This window comes from Saccharopolyspora kobensis (genome assembly GCF_900108315.1).
Classification (GTDB): domain Bacteria; phylum Actinomycetota; class Actinomycetes; order Mycobacteriales; family Pseudonocardiaceae; genus Saccharopolyspora; species Saccharopolyspora kobensis.
Window position 1 is genome coordinate 205,245 of the sequence record NZ_FNVB01000010.1, and the last position, 19,237, is coordinate 224,481.

General features: G+C 71.1%; 17 protein-coding genes and 1 pseudogene. 12 read left to right on the plus strand and 6 right to left on the minus strand.

Annotation, left to right across the window (positions count from 1 at the left end):
* Positions 1–98 precede the first annotated feature (98 nt).
* Complete coding sequence (locus tag C4T78_RS30275; protein ID WP_093352496.1) at positions 99–797, plus strand: M23 family metallopeptidase; 699 nt, start codon at positions 99–101, stop codon at positions 795–797.
* A 21-nt stretch (positions 798–818) separates the two neighbouring features.
* Here the strand turns inward: C4T78_RS30275 and C4T78_RS30280 are convergent, their stop codons facing one another.
* The gene (locus C4T78_RS30280; RefSeq protein ID WP_093352494.1) at positions 819–1,292 is read right to left on the minus strand and encodes a GbsR/MarR family transcriptional regulator; all 474 of its coding nucleotides are present in this window, start codon (positions 1,290–1,292) and stop codon (positions 819–821) included.
* Between the two features lie 247 nt (positions 1,293–1,539).
* Here C4T78_RS30280 and C4T78_RS37180 point away from each other — a divergent pair, with 247 nt between their 5' ends.
* A complete protein-coding gene (locus C4T78_RS37180; RefSeq protein WP_093352491.1) occupies positions 1,540–3,171 on the plus strand; it encodes a class I SAM-dependent methyltransferase in 1,632 nt (543 codons plus the stop codon).
* 54 nt (positions 3,172–3,225) lie between these two features.
* On the opposite strand, the gene C4T78_RS30290 is transcribed toward C4T78_RS37180, so the two are convergent.
* On the minus strand, positions 3,226–4,110 hold the full coding sequence (locus tag C4T78_RS30290; protein WP_235863526.1) for an alpha/beta hydrolase: 885 nt from the start codon (positions 4,108–4,110) through the stop codon (positions 3,226–3,228).
* Positions 4,111–4,219: 109 nt separating this feature from the next.
* Between C4T78_RS30290 and C4T78_RS37185 the strand changes: the two genes are divergently transcribed.
* Both C4T78_RS37185 and C4T78_RS30300 read left to right on the plus strand, forming a co-directional pair.
* A complete protein-coding gene (locus tag C4T78_RS37185) occupies positions 4,220–4,768 on the plus strand; it encodes a TetR/AcrR family transcriptional regulator (protein WP_093352489.1) in 549 nt (182 codons plus the stop codon).
* 108 nt (positions 4,769–4,876) lie between these two features.
* The gene (locus C4T78_RS30300) at positions 4,877–5,224 is read left to right on the plus strand and encodes a VOC family protein (RefSeq protein ID WP_093352486.1); all 348 of its coding nucleotides are present in this window, start codon (positions 4,877–4,879) and stop codon (positions 5,222–5,224) included.
* Here C4T78_RS30300 and C4T78_RS30305 read toward each other — a convergent pair.
* Positions 5,191–6,225 (minus strand): YncE family protein, encoded by a 1,035-nt coding sequence (locus C4T78_RS30305; protein WP_093352485.1) that lies wholly within the window; start codon positions 6,223–6,225, stop codon positions 5,191–5,193. The two genes, C4T78_RS30300 and C4T78_RS30305, sit on opposite strands and share 34 nt — an antisense overlap.
* 320 nt (positions 6,226–6,545) lie before the next feature.
* On the opposite strand from C4T78_RS30305, the gene C4T78_RS30310 reads away from it, so the two are divergent.
* Positions 6,546–7,424: a LysR family transcriptional regulator gene (locus tag C4T78_RS30310; RefSeq protein WP_093352899.1), complete on the plus strand. Its 879-nt coding sequence runs from the start codon at positions 6,546–6,548 to the stop codon at positions 7,422–7,424.
* Positions 7,425–7,497: 73 nt separating this feature from the next.
* On the opposite strand, the gene C4T78_RS30315 is transcribed toward C4T78_RS30310, so the two are convergent.
* The gene (locus tag C4T78_RS30315; RefSeq protein WP_093352482.1) at positions 7,498–9,969 is read right to left on the minus strand and encodes a UvrD-helicase domain-containing protein; all 2,472 of its coding nucleotides are present in this window, start codon (positions 9,967–9,969) and stop codon (positions 7,498–7,500) included.
* A gap of 427 nt (positions 9,970–10,396) precedes the next feature.
* On the opposite strand from C4T78_RS30315, the gene C4T78_RS30320 reads away from it, so the two are divergent.
* On the plus strand, positions 10,397–11,074 hold the full coding sequence (locus tag C4T78_RS30320; protein WP_093352480.1) for a DedA family protein: 678 nt from the start codon (positions 10,397–10,399) through the stop codon (positions 11,072–11,074).
* A 386-nt stretch (positions 11,075–11,460) separates the two neighbouring features.
* Positions 11,461–11,748: a chorismate mutase gene (locus C4T78_RS30325; protein WP_093155052.1), complete on the plus strand. Its 288-nt coding sequence runs from the start codon at positions 11,461–11,463 to the stop codon at positions 11,746–11,748.
* Positions 11,749–11,903: 155 nt separating this feature from the next.
* Here the strand turns inward: C4T78_RS30325 and C4T78_RS30330 are convergent, their stop codons facing one another.
* Both C4T78_RS30330 and C4T78_RS30335 read right to left on the minus strand, forming a co-directional pair.
* Positions 11,904–13,220, minus strand: a complete 1,317-nt coding sequence (locus C4T78_RS30330; protein WP_093352479.1) for an MFS transporter — start codon at positions 13,218–13,220, stop codon at positions 11,904–11,906.
* A 35-nt stretch (positions 13,221–13,255) separates the two neighbouring features.
* Complete coding sequence (locus tag C4T78_RS30335) at positions 13,256–14,047, minus strand: 3-hydroxybutyrate dehydrogenase (RefSeq protein ID WP_093352475.1); 792 nt, start codon at positions 14,045–14,047, stop codon at positions 13,256–13,258.
* 218 nt (positions 14,048–14,265) lie between these two features.
* On the opposite strand from C4T78_RS30335, the gene C4T78_RS30340 reads away from it, so the two are divergent.
* The 5 genes and pseudogenes from C4T78_RS30340 (at position 14,266) to C4T78_RS30365 (ending at position 19,120) form a co-directional block, all read left to right on the plus strand.
* Positions 14,266–14,577: a hypothetical protein gene (locus C4T78_RS30340; RefSeq protein WP_093352473.1), complete on the plus strand. Its 312-nt coding sequence runs from the start codon at positions 14,266–14,268 to the stop codon at positions 14,575–14,577.
* Positions 14,578–14,699: 122 nt separating this feature from the next.
* Positions 14,700–15,428, plus strand: a complete 729-nt coding sequence (locus C4T78_RS30345; RefSeq protein WP_093352470.1) for a PIG-L deacetylase family protein — start codon at positions 14,700–14,702, stop codon at positions 15,426–15,428.
* 21 nt (positions 15,429–15,449) lie between these two features.
* Positions 15,450–16,355 carry a hypothetical protein gene (locus C4T78_RS30350; protein WP_093352468.1) on the plus strand — a complete coding sequence of 302 codons (906 nt, stop codon included), beginning with the start codon at positions 15,450–15,452 and terminating at the stop codon, positions 16,353–16,355.
* Between the two features lie 122 nt (positions 16,356–16,477).
* Positions 16,478–17,230, plus strand: a complete 753-nt coding sequence (locus C4T78_RS36610) for a hypothetical protein (RefSeq protein ID WP_093352465.1) — start codon at positions 16,478–16,480, stop codon at positions 17,228–17,230.
* Between the two features lie 479 nt (positions 17,231–17,709).
* Positions 17,710–19,120 (plus strand): annotated as a pseudogene (locus C4T78_RS30365) (serine/threonine-protein kinase).
* Positions 19,121–19,237: the final 117 nt, after the last annotated feature.

The following is a 19,237-nucleotide window of genomic DNA, read 5'->3' on the forward strand; positions in this document are numbered from 1 at the left end:
AAGCACGTCCGGAACACCCGGAGGCGTCCCCCGACGAACCCTCCAGTAGTCCGGGCAAGAACCGGGGTCCCTCAACTGCATCCGTCTGGCGCGGCCGCGTGGTCGTGGCCGCGGTTGCCGCCGGTGCTTTCGCAGCCGCCGGGCAATCGCTCGCCGCAGGTGAGGGGCACGCAGCCCCGGACCAGCGCGACGACTTCAACCCCGCGGACGCCTCGGCCTCCTTCAACACGGCGATGGCCGAGCAGGCCACCTACGACGGAGTCGGCGGCAGCGCCCCCGCGCCGGCGATGATCCCGATCGCCCAGGCCACCGACGTCAGCGCCGAGGTCGAGAAGCTCAACAAGAGCGAACGGTTCACCCAGGAGCGCGAGGCGGCCCGCCGCGCCGCCGAGGAAGCGGCCCGGGCGCCCAAGTTCGTCCTCCCCACCAGCGGCATCTTCACCTCCGGATTCGGCGGGCGCTGGGGCACCACGCACTACGGCATCGACATCGCCAACTCCAAGGGCACCCCGATCTATTCCGTCGCGGACGGAACCGTGATCGAAGCGGGCCCGGCGAGCGGCTTCGGCCTCTGGGTCCGGGTGCAGCACGAGGACGGGACGATCACCGTCTACGGCCACGTCAACACCATCACGATCAACGAGGGCGAGAAGGTCAAGGCCGGCGACCAGATCGCCACCATGGGCAACCGCGGCTTCTCCACCGGACCGCACCTGCACTTCGAGGTGTGGAACTCCAGCGGCAAGAAGATCAACCCGCTGCCCTGGATGCAGGCCCGCGGCATCTCCCCGGCGTGACCAGGTGGCGCCGGCCGCCGGTCACGACGACCGGCGCTGCCGGTGCCACTTCTGCATGAGCGCCGGGATCTCCTCGCGGAGGAACTCGAAGAACTCGCGGGTCTCGCCCAGCCGTTGCGCTGCCGCCGAGCTCTCCCCCAGCGCCGCTTGGCCCTCGGCCAGCGTCCGGTCCCAGTCGGCCAGCCGCGCTTCCCGGTTCGTGATGCTGGCGTACCAGAGGTCGTCGAGCACGCGGTACTGATCGCGCCGCTGCCCCGGGACGGGTTCCCGCGCCACCAGGTTCACCTGCGTCAGGTACCGGACCGCGCCCGAGACCGCGGCCGGGCTCACCTCCAGGACCTCCGCCAGCTCCGCTGCCGTGCGGCGCCCGTCGTCGGCGACCAGCAGGCTCGCGAACACCCGCGCTGCCATGCGCGGCACGCCCGCACCGGCCAGGTCCAGCGCGAACCGCTCGACGAACTGCCGGACGGCGTACGGATCACGCTGCTCGGCCATGCTCTGTCCTGCCTCTCTGTCCCGCCCCTCCGCGATTTTCAGTGGTGGTTGCGTCCGGGATCGATCTCACGTTGTGCGGTTTCTTGTGGCTGAGTTGCATCACGGTCCCCTGATGTGCGGTTGAGCAGCGCTGGGGTTGACACACAGGAGGTGTCGCTCCAATCCTCGCCTGCTTCCTCGATCACGGGGACAATTTATACGCTATTTTAATTTCACAAGTTTGTGAAACGAGTGTAGCTTCGGGTTCGTGTCCGAACAGATCCGGTTGACCGGTGCGCAACGAACTCTCCTCGGTCCGCTCCACGCGCGGGCGCTCGACAACCGCAGACCCGATCCGGTGCTCGGCGACGAGGCCGCGGATCGGCTGCTGGACCGCATCGACTTCGACTTCTCCAGCCTCAACCTCGGCTCCGGCAACCGGATGGCGATCATCCTGCGCGCCAAGGAGCTCGACGCCTGGGCCACCGACTACCTCGCCGAACACCCCGACGCCGTGGTGCTGCACCTGGCCTGCGGCCTGGACAGCCGGGCCTTCCGGCTCGCGCTGCCCGACAGCGCGCTCTGGTACGACGTCGACCTGCCCGACGTGATCGAGCTGCGGAACCGGCTGTACCCGGAGACCCCGGCGAACTACCGCACCATCGCGAGCTCGGCGACCGACCCGGAGTGGCTCGACGAGATCCCCACCGGCCGGCCGACGCTGGTCATCGCCGAGGGACTCACCATGTACCTGACCGAGGCCGACGGGGTCGCCATGCTGCGGCGGTTCGTCGAGCGCTTCGAGGTCGGCGAGATGATGTTCGACGCCGTGCTGCCCTGGACCGTCAAGGCCTCCAGCGCTTCGCGCTTCCTGCAGAGCACCGGCGCCGAGTTCCACTGGGCCGTCGGCGACGTGCACGCGCTCGAACTGCGGGTGCCCGGTCTCCGGCTCCGGTGCCAGCGACCGGTGGTGGGCCTGCCGGATGCGTCGAGGATGCCCGCCTCGGAGCGGATCATCGCGAAGGCGATGACCGCCGTCCCGCCGCTGCGCGACTCCATGCGGCTGCTGCGCTTCAGCTTCGAGCACCGGCCCCGCGAGCAGGTCGAGCTCACCGGAGCCCAGGCGACCATGCTCGCCACCGTCTACCTGCGGGCGCTGGACAACCGGTCCGAGCAGCCGATGCTCGGCGACCGGTGGGCGGACGAAGCGGTGCAGCGCATCGACTTCGACTTCTCGAAGTTCAAGATGAGTTCCCGCAACACCGCCTCGGTGGCGATGCGCGCGCGCATCATCGACCGGTGGACCGAGGAGGCGCTGCGGCCCGGCACGACCGTGCTGCACCTCGGCTGCGGTCTGGACAGCCGGTACGAGCGGATCGCCCCGCGGGAGGACGTCGAGTGGTACGACGTCGACCAGCCGGACGTGATCGAGCTCCGCGACCGGTTCTTCCCGGCGTCCGCGCGCCGCCGCTCCATCGGTTCCTCGGTGACCTCGCCCGAGCTGCTCGACGGGATCCGCGGCGACCAGCCGGTGCTGGTCGTCGCCGAAGGCCTCGTGATGTACCTGACCGAGCAGGACGGCCTGGACCTGCTGCGCCGAATCACCCGGCACTTCCCGAGCGGTGAGCTGATCTTCGACGCCTTCAGCACCTTCGGCGTCCGGCTGTCCAACCGGTTCAACCCCGCCGTGGTGCACGCCGGAGCCCGGCTGCACTGGGGGATCGACGACCCGAGGGCGCTGGAGGACAGCGTTCCCGGACTGCGGCTGGTGGACGAGTGGGCGTTCACCGACGCGCCGGAGGTCGACCGCTATCCCATGCCGATGCGAGCCGCCATCCGCGCGTCCGGGCAGATCACCGCCGTCCGCCGCATGGGCCGGATGCTGCGCTACCGCTTCTGAAGCGGCACCACCTCGGCGCTGGAGCTTCGCGATCCGTTGCTCCTGCGCCGAGGTTCAGCAGGACACCGCCACGTCCACGAGCCGCTCGACGCCCGGAGCTTCGATCGGGTAGTGCCCGGCCTCCGGCAGCATGACCAGTTCCTTCGGCCCGGCGAGGCGGTCGAAGAACGACCGGCTCAGCTCCACCGGGGTCCAGGTGTCAGCGGCGGGATGGGCCAGCACCACCTTGACGGCGTGCGCCCGCTCCGGCTCCACCGCAGGCGCCGATCGCAGGTAGCTGCGGAGAAAGCCCAGCGGCATGCTGTTGCCACCGCCCATCTCATCCGCGATCACGACATCGACGAGTTCGCGGCAGCTGCTCATCCCCCGCATGTTCGCGAACCAGCGGACCGGCACCGGCAGCGAATCCGCCGGCCGGGCGAGCTTCAGCAACGGCCCGGCGAGGCGACCGAGCGCAGGCGTCCGCGCGATGCGTTCCCGCGCCGCCGCCGAGCGCGGATCGAGCAAGCACGTCGCCAGCACCGTCTCGGCCGAACCCGTCCTCGTCGCGACGTCGTAGGCGAGCATGCCGCCCACGCTCGCTCCCATCAGCAGCGGTGCGCTCGAAGTCGCCTCGGAGCGCAGGAAGTCGGCGGCCACGTCCTGCCAGTCCGGGTAGCGGATGCGATGCCGCTTCGGCACCCGGGTGCGTCCGTAGCCCGGCAGGTCCGGGACTGCCACCTGGAAGCCGCGAACGGCGAGCAGCGCGGCGAACGGCCACATCGCGTCCGCGTGCCCACCTGCGCCGTGCAGCAAGATCGCGCGGCGCGCGGCCGTCGGCTCGCCCACGCGCTGGACGTGGATCTTCATGTCCCGCCACCGCCACCAGCTCGACTCGGTGCGCGGCAACGGTTCCGGACGCAGAGCCGGCGGGAAGAACTCCAGGTAGTCACCTTTCACGAGTGCTAGTCTGCGAATTTCCGACAATCCGCCACAACTCGCATTCGGGACGACCATCGACATCCCCCGCAAGAAGCCCCGCCAGCTGCGATCCCGGGAGACGTACGCGGTGATCCTGGAAGCGGCTGCTCAGGTTTTCCAGCGCGAAGGGCTCAGCGCGACCACCAACCGCATCGCGGAACGCGCCGGTGTCTCCATCGGCTCGGTGTACCAGTACTTCCCGAACAAACGCGCCATCCTGCACGCGCTCAGCGAACAGCACCTGCAGCAAGTCGAAGCCGATCTGCTCGCGTTGTCGCACGACATCGCACAGCTGTCACCGCGGTGGAGCGACGTGGTGCGCGCTCTGGTGACCGGTGCGATCGATGCGCACGAGAAGCACTCCGGCATGCACCACCTGCTCTACGAGCACACGCCGCGCACAGCCGAGGGAGTCGCACAGCGCCAAAGCCTCTTCCTCCGACTGGTTCCCGTGATCGCACACCAGCTCCGGCGATGCTCCGTCGGCGGGCCCGACCACGAGTTGACCGCTGCGCTGCTGGTGCACGGCATCGATGCCCAGCTCCACCGCGTCGTGCTGGCGCCTGGCGATGACCGCACGCCGACCGAGCGCGCCGATGCCCTGATCGCGTTGTGGAGCGCGCTTCCCGCCGATTGACCAGCTGCGGCACTCGTCGCTGTCGCACCGGCGAGCACCGCAGGAGCGTGCTCCCGGTCAGCGGTCTTGTGCCGACCGTGGCACGGTTTGGCCGAGGAGGTCGGGGCGATGATCAACGGTGCGCACCTGCTGCTGTTCAGCCGGGACGCCGAGCGGGACCGGACGTTCCTCCGGGACGTGCTCGGGTTCGAATCCGTGGACGCCGGCGGCGGGTGGCTGATCCTCGGGCTGCCACCCGCCGAACTGGCCACCCACCCCACCGACGCGACGCCCACCTGCGAGCTCTACCTGATGTGCGACGACCTCTCGGCGACCATCGGCGAGCTGCAGGACCAGGGCGTCGAGATCACCCGCACGGTCAGCAACGAGGGCTGGGGGCTGCTCACCGCGTTCCGGCTGCCCAGCGGCGCGGAGATCGGGCTCTACGAGCCCAAGCACCCGCGGCCGGGCACGTAGGCGAGACCGTGCGCGCCCGGTTCGCCGCGGCGGTCGACGGGCAGCTCGGCCAGGACCTCGTGGGTTTCCAGGTCGACCACGGTCACCGCGGACGACACCACCGCGGAGACGTAGGCGCGGCTGCCGTCGGGAGAGGAGGTGATGGTGAGCGGGAATTCGCCCACCTCGACCTCGCCCAGCGGCTCGCAACTGCCCGGCGCGAAGATCAGCAGCCTGCCCGGCCGCTGCCTGCCCAGGGCCGAGCCGCCCGCGGACATCCGCAGCTCACCGGCCAGCAGCACGCCGGTGCTGGTGATGTGCACCGGCATCACCTGGCCCTCGGTCGGGATGGTGCGGAGCAGCTCACCGCTCCCCGCGTCGATCACCAGGACGGCGGTCTGCGCGCTGCGATGGCCGCCGAACGCGGCGTACGGAGTCGCGACGCAGACCCTGCTCCCGTCCGGGGACACCGCGATCCCCTCGCTCCCCGGTACCGGCACGCGGTGCAGCAGCTCGCCCGTCTCCAGGTCGACGGCGGAGACGAACGGAGCTTCCTTGTTGCTGGCGTATCCGCGACGGCCGTCCGGGGTGATGGCGAACCAGTGCGGGCCCGGCGCTGCGGTGTCGATGCGCCCGATCTGCGTGCGGGTGCGCGTGTCGAGCACGACCACGCCGCCAGGCCCGGCCGGGCCTTCCTCGACGCTGACGTAGAGCCGCCGGTTGGCGCCGTCGAGGGCCAGGCTGTGCGGGCCGTGCTCCGGCGATATGTCGATGGCGTCGACGATCGCGCGCTCGTCCGGATTCATGACGACGAGCTCGGCGGCCCGGCCGCTGTTCTCGTGGTAGTAGCCCGATCGGTAGGCGATCGTGCAGTACAGCACCCGGTGCTCCGGGTCGAAGCACAGCTCGTGCGGTTCCGCGGGCAGCTCGACCGTGTCGAGGTGCCGGTGGGTCGTGGCGTCGAAGAAGGCGACCGACGGGCCGCTCTGCGCGACCACTGCCAGCACATCTCCTGAGCTCATGCGGCTCTTTCCAATCTCGTTCGGCGCGGCGGTGCGGTGGCGCGTTCATCGGTGAACGCCGGTGCACCCTGCGCGGGTGGGCGACACCTTCCGAGCGCGTGTCGCGACTGACGTCGGCAGCCGGGCGGGAACCGGTTCTCCGGCCTGCTGCCGCGGCGCCCGCATCAGCGGGCTCGCGTTCCACCTTCGACGCCGAACGCCACCGCCGCCATGGCGGAATCGGCACGGAATCCTTGTCCTGCGCGCAATAATGCCGGTGGCCCAGGCGATCGCGCCGGGCGTGAGCTGTGTCTCGCAACGGAGTTCGCGGAATGTCCACGATGGATCTGAACTTGCTGGTGGCGTTGGACGCCCTGCTCCAGGAGCAGAGCGTGACGCGCGCGGCGGAGCACCTGCGGACCTCGCCCGCGGCGATGAGCCGGACCCTCGGCAGGATCCGCCGAATCCTGCGCGATCCGCTCCTGGTGCGCGCCGGTCAGCGCATGGTGTTGACGCCGCGCGCCGTCGAGCTCCGCGAGGAGGTGCACGCCGTCGTCGAGCGTTCCCGCGCGCTGCTCACTCGCGGCGACCAGTTCGATCCGGCGACCCTGACGCGCACTTTCACCCTCCAGAGCAGCGATCTGCTCACCGGCGCGCTGACTCCCGCGCTGCTGGGACTGGCCGCCGGCACGGCTCCCGGAATGGCGCTGAGGTTCGTCCCGGAGGCGGTCGAAGGCACCTCGGCGCTGCGCGACGGGTCGGTGGACGTCGAGATCGGCGTGCTCGACCACCTGGATCCCGAGACCCGCACCGCGCCGCTGACGACCACGCGCCTGGTGGGCGCTGTCCGGCCGGAGCACCCGCTGGCCCGTGGTGAGGTCAGCCCGAAGCAGTTCGCCGCTGCGACGCACATCAGCGTGTCGCGGCGGGGCCGGGCCAGCGGGCCGGTCGACGACCGGCTCGCCGAACTCGGGTTGCAGCGCCGGGTCCCGGTCGTGCTCCCGAGCCACACCGCCGCACTGGTGCTGGCCCGCAACACCGATCTCGTCTGCCTGACCACGGAATCCGCCGCCCGGCACGCGGGGCTGCGCACCTTCGAAGTGCCGCTCGACCTGCCGCCGGTGAGCATCGGCATGGCCTGGCACCCGCGCAACGACGTCGACGCCGCCCACCGCTGGCTGCTGGGCCTGATCCGCAGAGCCGCAGCGGAACTGAGCTGAACCGGGCAGCGCCCGGGCAGCAACGAGTCCACTTCGGACGAAGGTCGGGGCTCGTCCGACGACCGCCGGACGGTCAGATCTTGGTCAGCGGGACGCTGCCGATCAGCATGAGGCGCACCGTTCCGGCGGTGCCGAAGTCGATGGTCGCGGTCGCCCGCGACCCCTCGCCCTCGGTGGAGAGCACCGTGCCCAGGCCGTACTTGTCGTGGGTGACCCGGTCACCGGCCGCCAGCTTGATGGAGACGGTGTCCTTCCAGCCCTTCATGCCGGTGCTGCGCATGCCCCGCGCGGACAGCCCGGCCTGGGCCGAGTCCGAGCCGGTGCGGTCGAACCCACCGCCGCGGCTGCCCCAGGTGCTGCGCACCTGCGGCGCGGCGCGCTCCGGTTCGATCCGGCGCCAGTGCAGCAGCTCCTCCGGGATCTCGGTGAGGAACCGGGACGCCGGATTCGTCATCGGCTGCCCCCACGCCGACCGCATCAGCGCGCGGGACAGGTACAGCCGCTGCCGCGCGCGGGTGATGCCCACGTAGGCCAGGCGCCGCTCCTCGGCCAGCTCGGCCGGTTCGCCCAGCGCCCGCATGTGCGGGAAGATCCCGTCCTCCCAGCCGGTGCAGAACACCACCGGGAACTCCAGCCCCTTCGCGGTGTGCAGGGTCATCAGGGTGACCACCCCGTCGCCCGACTCCGGCAGCGAATCCGCGTCGGCCACCAGCGAGACCCGCTCCAGGAACGCCGACAGCGAGTCGTCCGCGGGCAGCCCCAGCGCGGCCTCCTCGTCGTCCTCGGCGGCCGGGACCGCAGCGGTGACCACCGCCTCCGCCGACGGATCGGTCTCGCCCTCCGCTCCGGCCGCGGGCGCTCCGGCGCGCGCTTCGATGAACTCGCGCGCCACCGTGACGAGCTCGGTCAGGTTCTCCACCCGCGTGGCGTCCTGCGGGTCGTCGCTGGCCTCCAGCTCCGCGCGGTAGCCGGTGCGCTCCAGCACCTGCTCCAGGGTCTCCGCGACGTCGGACTCCGCCGCCACCTGCTGCAGCTCGTCGAGCAGCGCCACGAAACCCGAGATCGCGTTGCGCGCCCGGGTGTTCAGCAGCGCGACCCGGCCGTCCGCCGCATCGCGCAGGGCCCGGGCGAACGAGATCCGCTCCTGCTCCGCGTGCACCGCGACCACGGCCTCCGCCCGGTCACCGATGCCCCGCTTGGGCACGTTGAGGATGCGGCGCAGGCTCACCGTGTCGTCCGGGTTGTCCAGCACCCGCAGGTAGGCCAGTGCGTCCCGGACCTCGCGGCGCTCGTAGAAGCGCACCCCGCCGACGACGCGGTAGGGCAGGCCGAGCCGGATGAACACCTCCTCGAACACTCGTGACTGGTTGTTGGTCCGGTAGAACACCGCGATGTCGTTGAACGTCGCGTCGCCCGAGTCGACCAGCCGGTCGATCTCGCCCGCCACGAAGGCCGCTTCGTCGTGCTCGTTGTCCCCGACGTAGCCGACGATCTGCTCGCCGTCGCCCGCGTTGCTCCACAGCCGCTTGTCGCGGCGGTTCGGGTTGCGCCGGATCACCGCGTTGGCCGCGGACAGGATGGTCTGCGTGGAGCGGTAGTTCTGCTCCAGCAGGATCGTCCGGGCCTCCGGGTAGTCCCGCTCGAACTCCTCGATGTTGCGGATCGTCGCCCCGCGAAAGGCGTAGATCGACTGGTCGGCGTCACCCACCACGCACAGCTCGGCCGGTTCGACGCCGTCCTCGGTCGCCTCGGTGCCCACCAGCTCCCGGACCAGCACGTACTGCGCGTGGTTGGTGTCCTGGTACTCGTCCACCAGCACGTGCCGGAACCGGCGCCGGTAGTGCTCGGCGACGTCCGGGTGGTTCTGCAGCAGCTCCACCGTGCGCATGATCAGATCGTCGAAGTCCATCGAGTTGGACTCCACGAGCCGGCGCTGGTAGGCGGCGTAGACCTGGGCGACCTTGCGCTCCACGTCGTTGCCCGCCTGCTCAGCGGCGGCCTCCGGGGACAGCAGCTCGTTCTTCAGGTTCGAGATGTGCACCGCGAGGGTGCGCGCCGGGTAGCGCTTGGAGTCGAGGTCCTGCTCCCGGGCGATCATGGTGATCAGCCGCCGGGAGTCGTCGGCGTCGTAGATCGAGAAGTTCGACGACAGCCCCAGGACCTTGGCCTCGCGGCGCAGCACCCGCACGCACATCGAGTGGAACGTCGACACCCACATCACGTTGGCCCGGCGACCGACCAGCTCGGCGACGCGCTCCTTCATCTCGGCCGCGGCCTTGTTGGTGAAGGTGATCGCCATGATCTGGCCCGGGTGCGCCCCGCCGGCGAGCAGGTAGGCGATCCGGTTGGTCAGCACCCTGGTCTTGCCCGACCCGGCACCGGCCACGATCAGCAGCGGCGAGCCGGTGTGCACCACCGCGTCGCGCTGCTGCGGGTTCAGACCGGCGAGCAGGGCTTCCGGGTCCGTCCCGCGCCGTCCGGCGTGGCCAGGTTCGGCGGGCGACAACGGATCGTTGTTCCACTGGAGGTCGAGTGGGGTGCTCATCGCTCATCCACGTTACCGGCCGCCCCGGACAAAGCCCGAATCCCGTGGCACCGCGCACTCCCGCGGCCCGGATCCCGCCCGGTACGACTCCACCGTGCGCACCTCCGCGACGACGCGGCCCGCGGCGGCCGACCCACCGGCCCGGCCGCCACCACCCCGGCCAAGCCCATCGATCGACAGCTGACTTGCGCACAACGGACATAAAGATCAACAATGAGCTCTCGACCCACCGCAGAGCATGCTGCCGCGTGCGCCCGTCCGGCCCAGCGCCGGACGCGGGCCGGACCCGTGAGCCCGACCACCGACATCGACGTCGCCGGAGCACAACTCCGGGAGTGGCTCGGGGAATCCCCCGATCCGCAGCGCGGCACCGGACGGGACGGTGGTTCCGACCCCCACACCCGACCCACTGCGGAATGAGCCGTGCATGAGCCTGATCAACCAGATCGACGCCGCGATCCGGGAGTTCATCGCATGGGCCGCGACGCTCAACCCGTGGTTCTGCGTGCTGGCCGCCCTCGTTCTGCTCGTGCTGGAAACCTCCCTCTTCATCGGTGTGCTGGTCCCCGGCGAGGCCACCCTGCTGCTGACCGTCGCCGTCCTCGGCACCGGCTGGGCGCCCGCCCTGTTCGCCGCTGCCGTGCTGGGCAACCTGCTCGGATCGAGCGGCGGCTACTGGCTGGGCCGCCTGCTCGGCCCCGGCCTCCGCAGCACCTGGGCGGGGCGCAAGATCGGCGAGCACCGGTGGCGGACGGCCGAGCAGGTCGTCCAGGAGTCCGGCGGGCGCGCGCTGATCACGATGCGCTTCGTGGCCGTGGTGCACGCGGTCGTCCCGGCGGTGGTGGGCACCTTGCGGATGCCGTACCGCCGGTTCCTCGGACTGGTGGCGGTCGCGGCGATGCTGTGGGCAGGCGTGCAGACGACCGTCGCGGTGCTGTTGGGCGAAGCGGCCCGCGCGGTCGGCTACGGCTGGACGGTGATCGCGCTGACCACGGTGGCCGCCCTCGCCACCGGCGTCCTGGTGTTCCGCAGCGTTCGCCGCAACGGCGCGCGGCGGACGGCGCCGGAACCGGTCGAGAGCTGCGCCGGGCGGAATGCGATCTGATCTTCACGGGGTCCTCCGAACTCGTCGTGCGGGGCGGTGCGGACAGCGGGCCGCGAGCGACCCGCGGCGGTGCGTCGATCTCCATGAACCCCAAGATCCCGGCAGCTCAGCACCGACTCCACCCGAATAACTCGAACAAGTGATCGATGCATTGATTTGTTCACCCAGTGGGATGAGTGGCCCACCTCATCGCTGTGCGCAGGCAGGTTGTGGCACACTGGAGCCGTGCGAGCGCAGACTTACGAGTTTTTCTACGGGCCCGGGACTCCGGCGCCCGTAGTTGCGTGAGCTCGAAAACCACTACGAACGCCTCGGAGTCCCTAGGACCCGGGGCGTTTCGCGTTCCCGGGCCGGGACTTGGGGCCGGAGCTGGAGGACAACGCCCGATGAACGCCACAGTGGACGGTGACCAGCCGCAGGCCGAGCAGACCGCGGCGACCATCGACGACTTCCGCGGGGAGATCGACCACCTGGACGCCGAGATCCTGCGCCTGATCAAGCGCCGCGCCGAGGTCTCCCGCCAGATCGGCCAGGCCCGCATGGCCGCAGGCGGTCCGCGCATCGTCTACAACCGCGAGATGGACGTGCTCGCCCGCTACCGCGAACTCGGCCCGGAAGGCCGCGAGCTCGCGATGATCCTGCTCCGCCTGGGCCGCGGCCGCCTGGGCCACTGAACCCCCGGGTTCAGCCTCACACCGCACGGCTGTTCTGCAGCGAGCGGACCGCTCACCCGCGAACGCTCCGCTCGCTCCAGAGCCGCATCCCGGGCGGACCCCCAGGCAACGGCGTGATCGACGGGTGGCGGCCGGACCGGCCGCCCACCCGGCCGTCAGACGCCGTGGTCGGCCGACAGATCGCGCTTGTGGGTCTCCGGCGAGCGCACGACCGCGATGATGGTGACCAGCGAGCACAGCGCCACGTAGATCGAGATCGGCACGGCGGAGCCGAAGCCGGCCAGCAGCGCGGTCGCGATGATCGGGGCCAGCGATCCGGCCACGATCGACGCCAGCTGGTAGCCGATCGACGCCCCCGAGTACCGCACGCGGGTGCCGAAGAGCTCCGCGAAGTACGCGGCCTGCGGGCCGTACATCGCGCCGTGCAGCACCAGGCCGATCGTGGTGGCGAAGGTGATCATGAAGAACGACCTGGTGTCCAGCATCGTGAAGAACGCGAACGCCCAGACACCGGTGCCGATCGCGCCCACCAGGTACACCGGCCGCCGCCCGATCCGGTCCGACAGCGCGCCCCACAGCGGAATGCTGATGAAGTGCACCACCGCGGCGATCAGCGACGCGTTCAGCGCCAGACCGCGCGGCAGCTCCAGGAACACCGCGACGTAGGTGAGCACGAACGAGGTCAGGACGTAGTAGACGACGTTCTCGGCGAACCGCGCGCCCATCGCCGTGAGGACCTCGCTGCGGTACCGGCGGAGCACCTCCAGGATCGGCGGCTTGTCCGCCTCGCCGCGCTCCGCGGCCTTGCTGGCCGCTTCCAGGAACACCGGCGACTCCGCGACCGCCAGCCGCACCCACAGGCCGATCAGCACCAGCACCCCGGACAGCAGGAAGGCGACCCGCCAGCCCCAGGCCAGGAAGGCCTCCTCGGTCTGCACCGCGGCCAGGACCGCCAGCACCGCGGTGCCCAGCAGGTTGCCCAGCGGCACGCCCGCCTGCGGCCACGAGGCCCAGAAGCCGCGGTGCCGCGCCGAACCGTGCTCGGAGACGATGAGCACCGCACCGCCCCACTCACCGCCGATGGCGAAGCCCTGCACCAGCCGCAGCACGGTCAGCAGCAGCGGGGCCACCACGCCCGCCGCCTGGTACGTGGGCAGCAGGCCGATCAGGAACGTCGCGCCGCCCATCATGATCAGGCTCAGCACGAGCAGCTTCTTGCGGCCGAGCCGGTCCCCGTAGTGGCCGAACACCAGCCCGCCCAGCGGCCGCGCGATGAACCCGACCGCGTAGGTGATGAACGCCAGCATGGTGCCGACCAGCGGGTCGTGCGCCGGGAAGAACAGCTTGTTGAACACCAGCGCGGCGGCCGAGCCGTAGAGGAAGAAGTCGTACCACTCGACGGTGGTGCCGACCAGGCTCGCCACCACCACCCGCGCGGTGGACGATCTCCCCGGAGCTGACTTGGTGGTCATCGCGACGTCCTCTCTGCCGAACCGGGATCCAGTGGTCAGTTCGCGGTCCAGCCGCCGTCGATCGAGAACGAGGCACCGCTGATGGACGCGGTGCCGGGGCCGCACAGCCAGATCGCCAGCGCGGCGACCTCGTCGGGTTCCACCAGGCGCTTCACCGGGGTTCGCGACAGCAGGACGTCCTCCACCACCTGAGCTTCGGGCACCCGGTGCAACCGGGCCTGCTCGGCGACCTGGCGCTCCACCAGCGGAGTGCGGACGAATCCGGGGCACAGGCAGTTCGACGTCACGCCGTACGCCGCGCCCTCCAGCGCGATCGACTTGGACAGCCCCTCGATCGCGTGCTTGGCGGTGACGTAGGCGCTCTTGTACGGCGAGGCGCGCTTGCCGTGCACGGAGGAGATGTTGATGATGCGCCCCCAGCCGCGGCTGTACATGCCCGGCAGCGCGGCGCGCACGATCCGGAACGGCGACTCCACCATCACCCGCAGCATGCTGCTGAAGATCTCCGCCGGGAACTCGTGGACCGGCGCCACGTGCTGCATGCCCGCGTTGTTGACCACGATGTCGGCGCGGTCGCCGAGGTCCGCGGCGGCCTCCGCGTCGTCAAGGTCGACCACCAGGGCCTCGGCCCCGATCTCGGCCGCGAGCGCCTCGACCTTGGCCGCGGCCCGGTCGACGGCGACGACCTCCGCCCCGGCGTCGGCCAGCCGCCGGGCCACCGCCGCGCCGATCCCGCTGGCCGCCCCGGTGACCAAGGCCCGTTTGCCCGCCAGACCCGTGGCGGGCGCAGTGTCGGTTCGATCCGTTCCGGTCGAGCGATCACTCATAGCCTTCAGAACCTAGGCGTGACTCGGGTCTCAATCCAGGGGCTGAGGGCAAGCAATTCCGGGGCTGCCGACGCGTTGCCCGGAGCGGAAGCCAGCACTTCAGGCCCCGCCTTCGCACGCTCCGAGCGCACCTCGACCGGGCCGCGCGCGGACCCGGAGCAGGAGATTCAGGGATATCACCCATACCGGGCAGCAGCGAGACAAGGCAGACTGTGCCCATGGTTGCTCTAGTGGCGTTCCTCGTGACACTCGCCGCAGTGCTCGCCGCCGCCGGGCACGCGGGCTATCTCGCGATGCTGACGTCTGCGGCGAAGAAGCGGGCCGGTGGCCAGCCCGCCGCCGACTTCGCCAAGAAGCGGTTCCCCATCGCCGGAGCCGGCCTGGGCGTGACGCTGCTGGCGTTCCTGATCGCCGCGGGCGGTGGCTTCGGCGCGGACATCTTCGCGATGATCCTGGGCGCGGGCGGCGGGCTCGGCTCGATCAAGGCGCTGCAAACCACGCAGAGCCGGTTCCGCAACGGTCAGTACTGACAGACGGCGCGAAACTGGGCCGTTCGGGGCAGATCGAGCCTCCGAACGGCCCGCATCGATCACTCGCCGCACACGGACGACCCCGCTCCGGAGTTCGCCCGGCTGCGCCGTAGGCTGTGACCATGACCACTCCGTCGGGCTCGGCTGCGGGGTTCCAACGCGCCCTCGTGGTCACCGCGCACCCCGACGACGTCGACTTCGGCGCCGCGGGCACCGTGGCCTCCTGGACCGCGGCCGGCGTGGAAGTCGGCTACTGCATCTGCACCTCGGGTGACGCGGGCGGTTTCGACGACACCCCGCGCGAGGACGTGCCCCGCATGCGGCAGGACGAGCAGCGGGCCGCCGCGGCCGCCGTCGGCGTCGACGACGTGCGCTTCCTCGGTTACCAGGACGGCCAGGTCGTCGCGAACCTCGGCCTGCGCCGGGACATCGCGAAGGTGATCCGCGAGTTCCGCCCGAACCGGGTGATCACGCACTCCCCGGAGATCAACTGGACGCACCTGGCGGTGTCGCACCCGGACCACCGCGCGGTCGGCGAGGCGGCGCTGGCCGCCGTCTACCCGGACGCCCGCAACGCCTTCGCCTTCCCCGAGCTGCTCGAAGCCGGCTTCGAGCCGTGGACCGTCGAGCAGCTGTGGCTGTCCGAGTCCCCAGCGGACCGGGTCAACCGCGCGGTCGACATCACCGACCACTTCGACGCCAAGCTGGCCGCGCTGGCCGCGCACCGCTCGCAGACCGCGCACCTCCCCGACCTGGCGGACATGATCAGGCAACACCTTGCGCGCACCGCCGAGCAGCACGGCATGCCCGGCCGGTTGGCCGAGGCCTTCCACGTAGTCGACACGGCGTGACGCAGGAAGTCGAGGTCTCCGATGCACAGCGGCAGAACCCTCGGCTGGAGCGGTCAGCTCGACTGGCCGCCGGCCCCGCAGACCCCGGCGCGCGGCAGGCACCGCCGGACCGGATCGGCGATCGACCGGACGCCGGCCGTGCCGCGCGCGGCAGCCGCGACCGACCCGCTGGTGGACACCGCACCAGTCGGCGGCCTGCACAAGTTCGACCTGGGCATGGTGCCCGCCTCGGTGACGCCGCCGCGCAGCTGGCGGAAGGCGGCGTGGTTCGCGATCGCCTCGTCGGCGGCGGCGCTGGGCGGGCTCGTGCTGGTCACCTCGATGCTGTCCGGCACGACGCGGATCGACGGCTTGGACCTGCCGACCGGCCCGATGCCGCGCGGCGGGGAGTACCCGCCGCTGCTGCCGGACGACGAGCGGGATCGCTACTTCCTCACCGGTGATCCGACGCGGCCGCAGGCGGTGCGCCCCACCGGCTCCGTGCTTCCGGAGCCCCCATCCGATGCGGTCGGCCCGCCGCCGGCACCCGGAACGGCCACGACTCCGAGGCCGTCCGGCTCCGCCCGTCCGACGCCGACGACAACACGTCCCCGGACCACCGAGATGCCGCAGCTGCTGTCGTTCACCGACACCGACGGCATGAAGCGGCGCAGCGACGACTACTACGCCGCGATCGGGCGCGGCGACCTGCGCGCCGCGTACGCGCTGACCACCGGGCAACTGGCGGAGGAGGGCTACGAGGCCTTCGCCGCCAGGTACTCCGGCGCCGATTCGATCGAGGTCGTCGACGTCTACGTCACCCCGACCACCACCGTGCACACGCTGCGGGTGACAGATCCGGACGGCTCGGTGCGGAGCGAGCGGCGCGAGCTGCGCTACGCGCGGGGCGAGCAGCCGTTGATCAACTCGGACGAGCGGCTCGGCTGACCGAAATTCGATCACGGATGGTGCTCGGCATTGCTCCGTTCGGGGACAGCGAGCAGCCCCTTCCGGTGAACTCGGCCGAACCTCTTCCGGCGCGGGGGTGCGCCGGGGTACGTGTTCACGGCGTGGAGACTCCTTCGTCCGGTCGCCGGCGCGATCAGCGGGGCCCGGACTCGATCAGCGTCGCCGAGCTGATGCGCCGCACCCCCATCTCGCTCAAGCACGAGCGGCTCGCCGACCAGCTCCTGCAGGACGACGACGCTGCGGACGCCTCGCCCCCGGCCCGCCGGATCGCCTTCGGAACGCTGGGCGTGCTGCTGCTGCTCGGCGCGACCGCCGCCACCGCGACGCTCGTCGCGCACCCCGCCGACGCGCCCCGCCCGGCCGCCGCCGCACCGATCACCGGCGCGCTCGCGCTCCGGCCGGACCTGGTGCGGGATGCGCGCTGGCCGTTCGCGGGCAACGGCGGCTTCGCGGGCACCGCGACGGGCGACATCACCGTCGAGCGGTCGGAGCCCCCGCGGCCGATGGTCGCCAACCCGGCGGCGGGCAGCGCGAAGTCCTCGCGCAACGTGGTCGCGGAGTTCTACCGCCGCCTGGTCGGCGATGCGACCGGCGCGCTGTCGATGGTCTCTCCGGAGCTCGTCGCCGGGCAGCAGACCTCGGTTGTGCGGGCGTGGCGGGCGGCCGAATCGGTGGTGGTGGACGAGAGCAAGATCCGGATCGAACCGGGCGGGGCGGTGCTGGCCGAGGTCGAGGTGCGGTACCCGGCAGGCGACCGGGTGCGGCTGCAGCAGCGGTTGACCGTCGAGTCGGACTCCGACCCGAAGATCACCGGCGCCGAGCTGCTCGGCGCCCGGCACACGGTGTCACGCTGAGTGACCGAGCGGGACCGCTGGAGACAACAATGCGGCAACGACCGGAGCCACCGGAATCCCGCAGTTCGGACCGGGGCGAACCGGGCAACGCGGATATCGTTGTCCAGAACAACCGGTTCAACCCCCGCATCGGGTGGTCTTCCGGACTCGCCAAGACCAACATCACCTGCGCAAACGGCTGTGAGAAGCGACCCGATCGGGCGACCGCCGCAATGCCCCGGAGTAACGTCGGGAAAGGTTGCGCAGATCTTTTCCAGTTCGGACCTACGCCGATTCGGCGTCGGCTAGGCTCCCGTAGCGCGGTTCGGTCACCGGCCCATCCGGCCAACCCGGTCCGCGCTGAGAACGTGTACATGTCGGAGGACCGGTGCCGGTCCGCCAAATCCGCTGATGTCCGGTGGGGGCCGCGTTGCCCGGGATCATCATCCCGGATGCTCGCTGATCCCGCTGGGCATCGATAGCAGTACGGGGAGACGTCGGTGAGCGACGAAGGTCGCCTGGTCGCCGGACGCTACCGAGTGCAGCGACGCATCGGCAGTGGCGCGATGGGCGTGGTGTGGGAGTGTGTGGACGAACGCCTGCACCGCACGGTCGCGGTCAAGCAGTTGCTCCTGCAGCCCGGATTGGATCCGGGTGAGGCCGAGGAAGCGCGGCAGCGGGCTATGCGGGAAGGCCGGATCGCGGCCCGACTCCAGCACCCGAACGCCATCTCGGTCTACGACGTGGCCGAGGACGAGGGTCAGCCGGTCCTGGTCATGGAGTACCTGCCCTCCACGAGCCTCGCGGCGATGATGTCCGAGCACGGGCCGCTGCCGCCTCGCGAGGTGGCGCGGATCGGCGCTCAAGTCGCCTCCGCACTGGGCGCCGCGCACGCGGCCGGAGTGGTGCACCGCGACATCAAGCCGGGCAACATCCTGCTCGGCGACAACGGTGACGTGAAGATCACCGACTTCGGCATCTCCCGGGCGCAGGGCGACGTGCAGGTCACCAAGACCGGCATGCTGGCGGGCACGCCCGCCTACCTGTCGCCGGACGTGGCGATGGGCCAGGAGCCGACGCCCGCCTCCGACGTCTTCTCGCTCGGGGCGACGCTGTACGCCGCGATCGAGGGCCACCCCCCGTTCGGCCTGAACGAGAACACCCTCGCGCTGCTGCACGCGGTGGCCGCGGGCCGGCCGGGTCGAGCCGCCGCAGCAGGCCGGGCCGATGACCCACCCGCTGATGGCGATGATGGCCAACCGCGTCGAGGACCGGCCGGACATGGCGCAGGTCCGCGAGATGCTGCAGGCGGTGGCCGACGGCGGATCGGCGAGCTCGATCCCGACCGTGGCCGCGCCGATCCCGCCCGCGCTGGCGCCGGAGCCCGGCCCCGACCAGCCCACCAGCGTCGTCGGCCAGGACGGCACCGCGGTCGCCTACTACGAGGACGACCCGTACTCGGAGCGGCCGTACGAGGACGCCACCTCGTACATGGGCGCGGACACGCGCGGTGACGCGGCGATCTACGAGAAGCCGCGCAAGAGCAAGCGGCCGGTGGTGATCTCGGGCATCGCGCTGGTCGCGGTCGCGGTGATCGCGGTGCTGGTGACCTCCGCGCTGATGAACGGCCAGCAGCCGGAGCAGACCGGCAACCCGACGCCGACCAGCGAGTTCATGCCGCCGCCGACTTCGGTGGAGGAGACGGTCAGCGAGGAGGCTCCGCCCACCACGCGGCAGACCCGGACGTCGGAGGAGGAGGAAACGCCGACCACCTCGTCCAGGCCGACGACCAGCTCCCGGCCGACGACGTCGTCCAAGCCGACGACGAGCGCCAAGGAGACGCCGTCCTCCGATCAGGACGAGCCGACGTCGCCACCGTCGTCGAACTCCGACTCGGGTTCGGAGAACTAGTCCGGCTCACGACAGCACCGGCCGGGGCGCGCACCGCGAGGTGGGCGCCCCGGCCGGTGTCGTTGGTCGCCCCGGTGTGTACCGGTGTGCTTGGTGCCCAGTAACGTTGCACCCCGT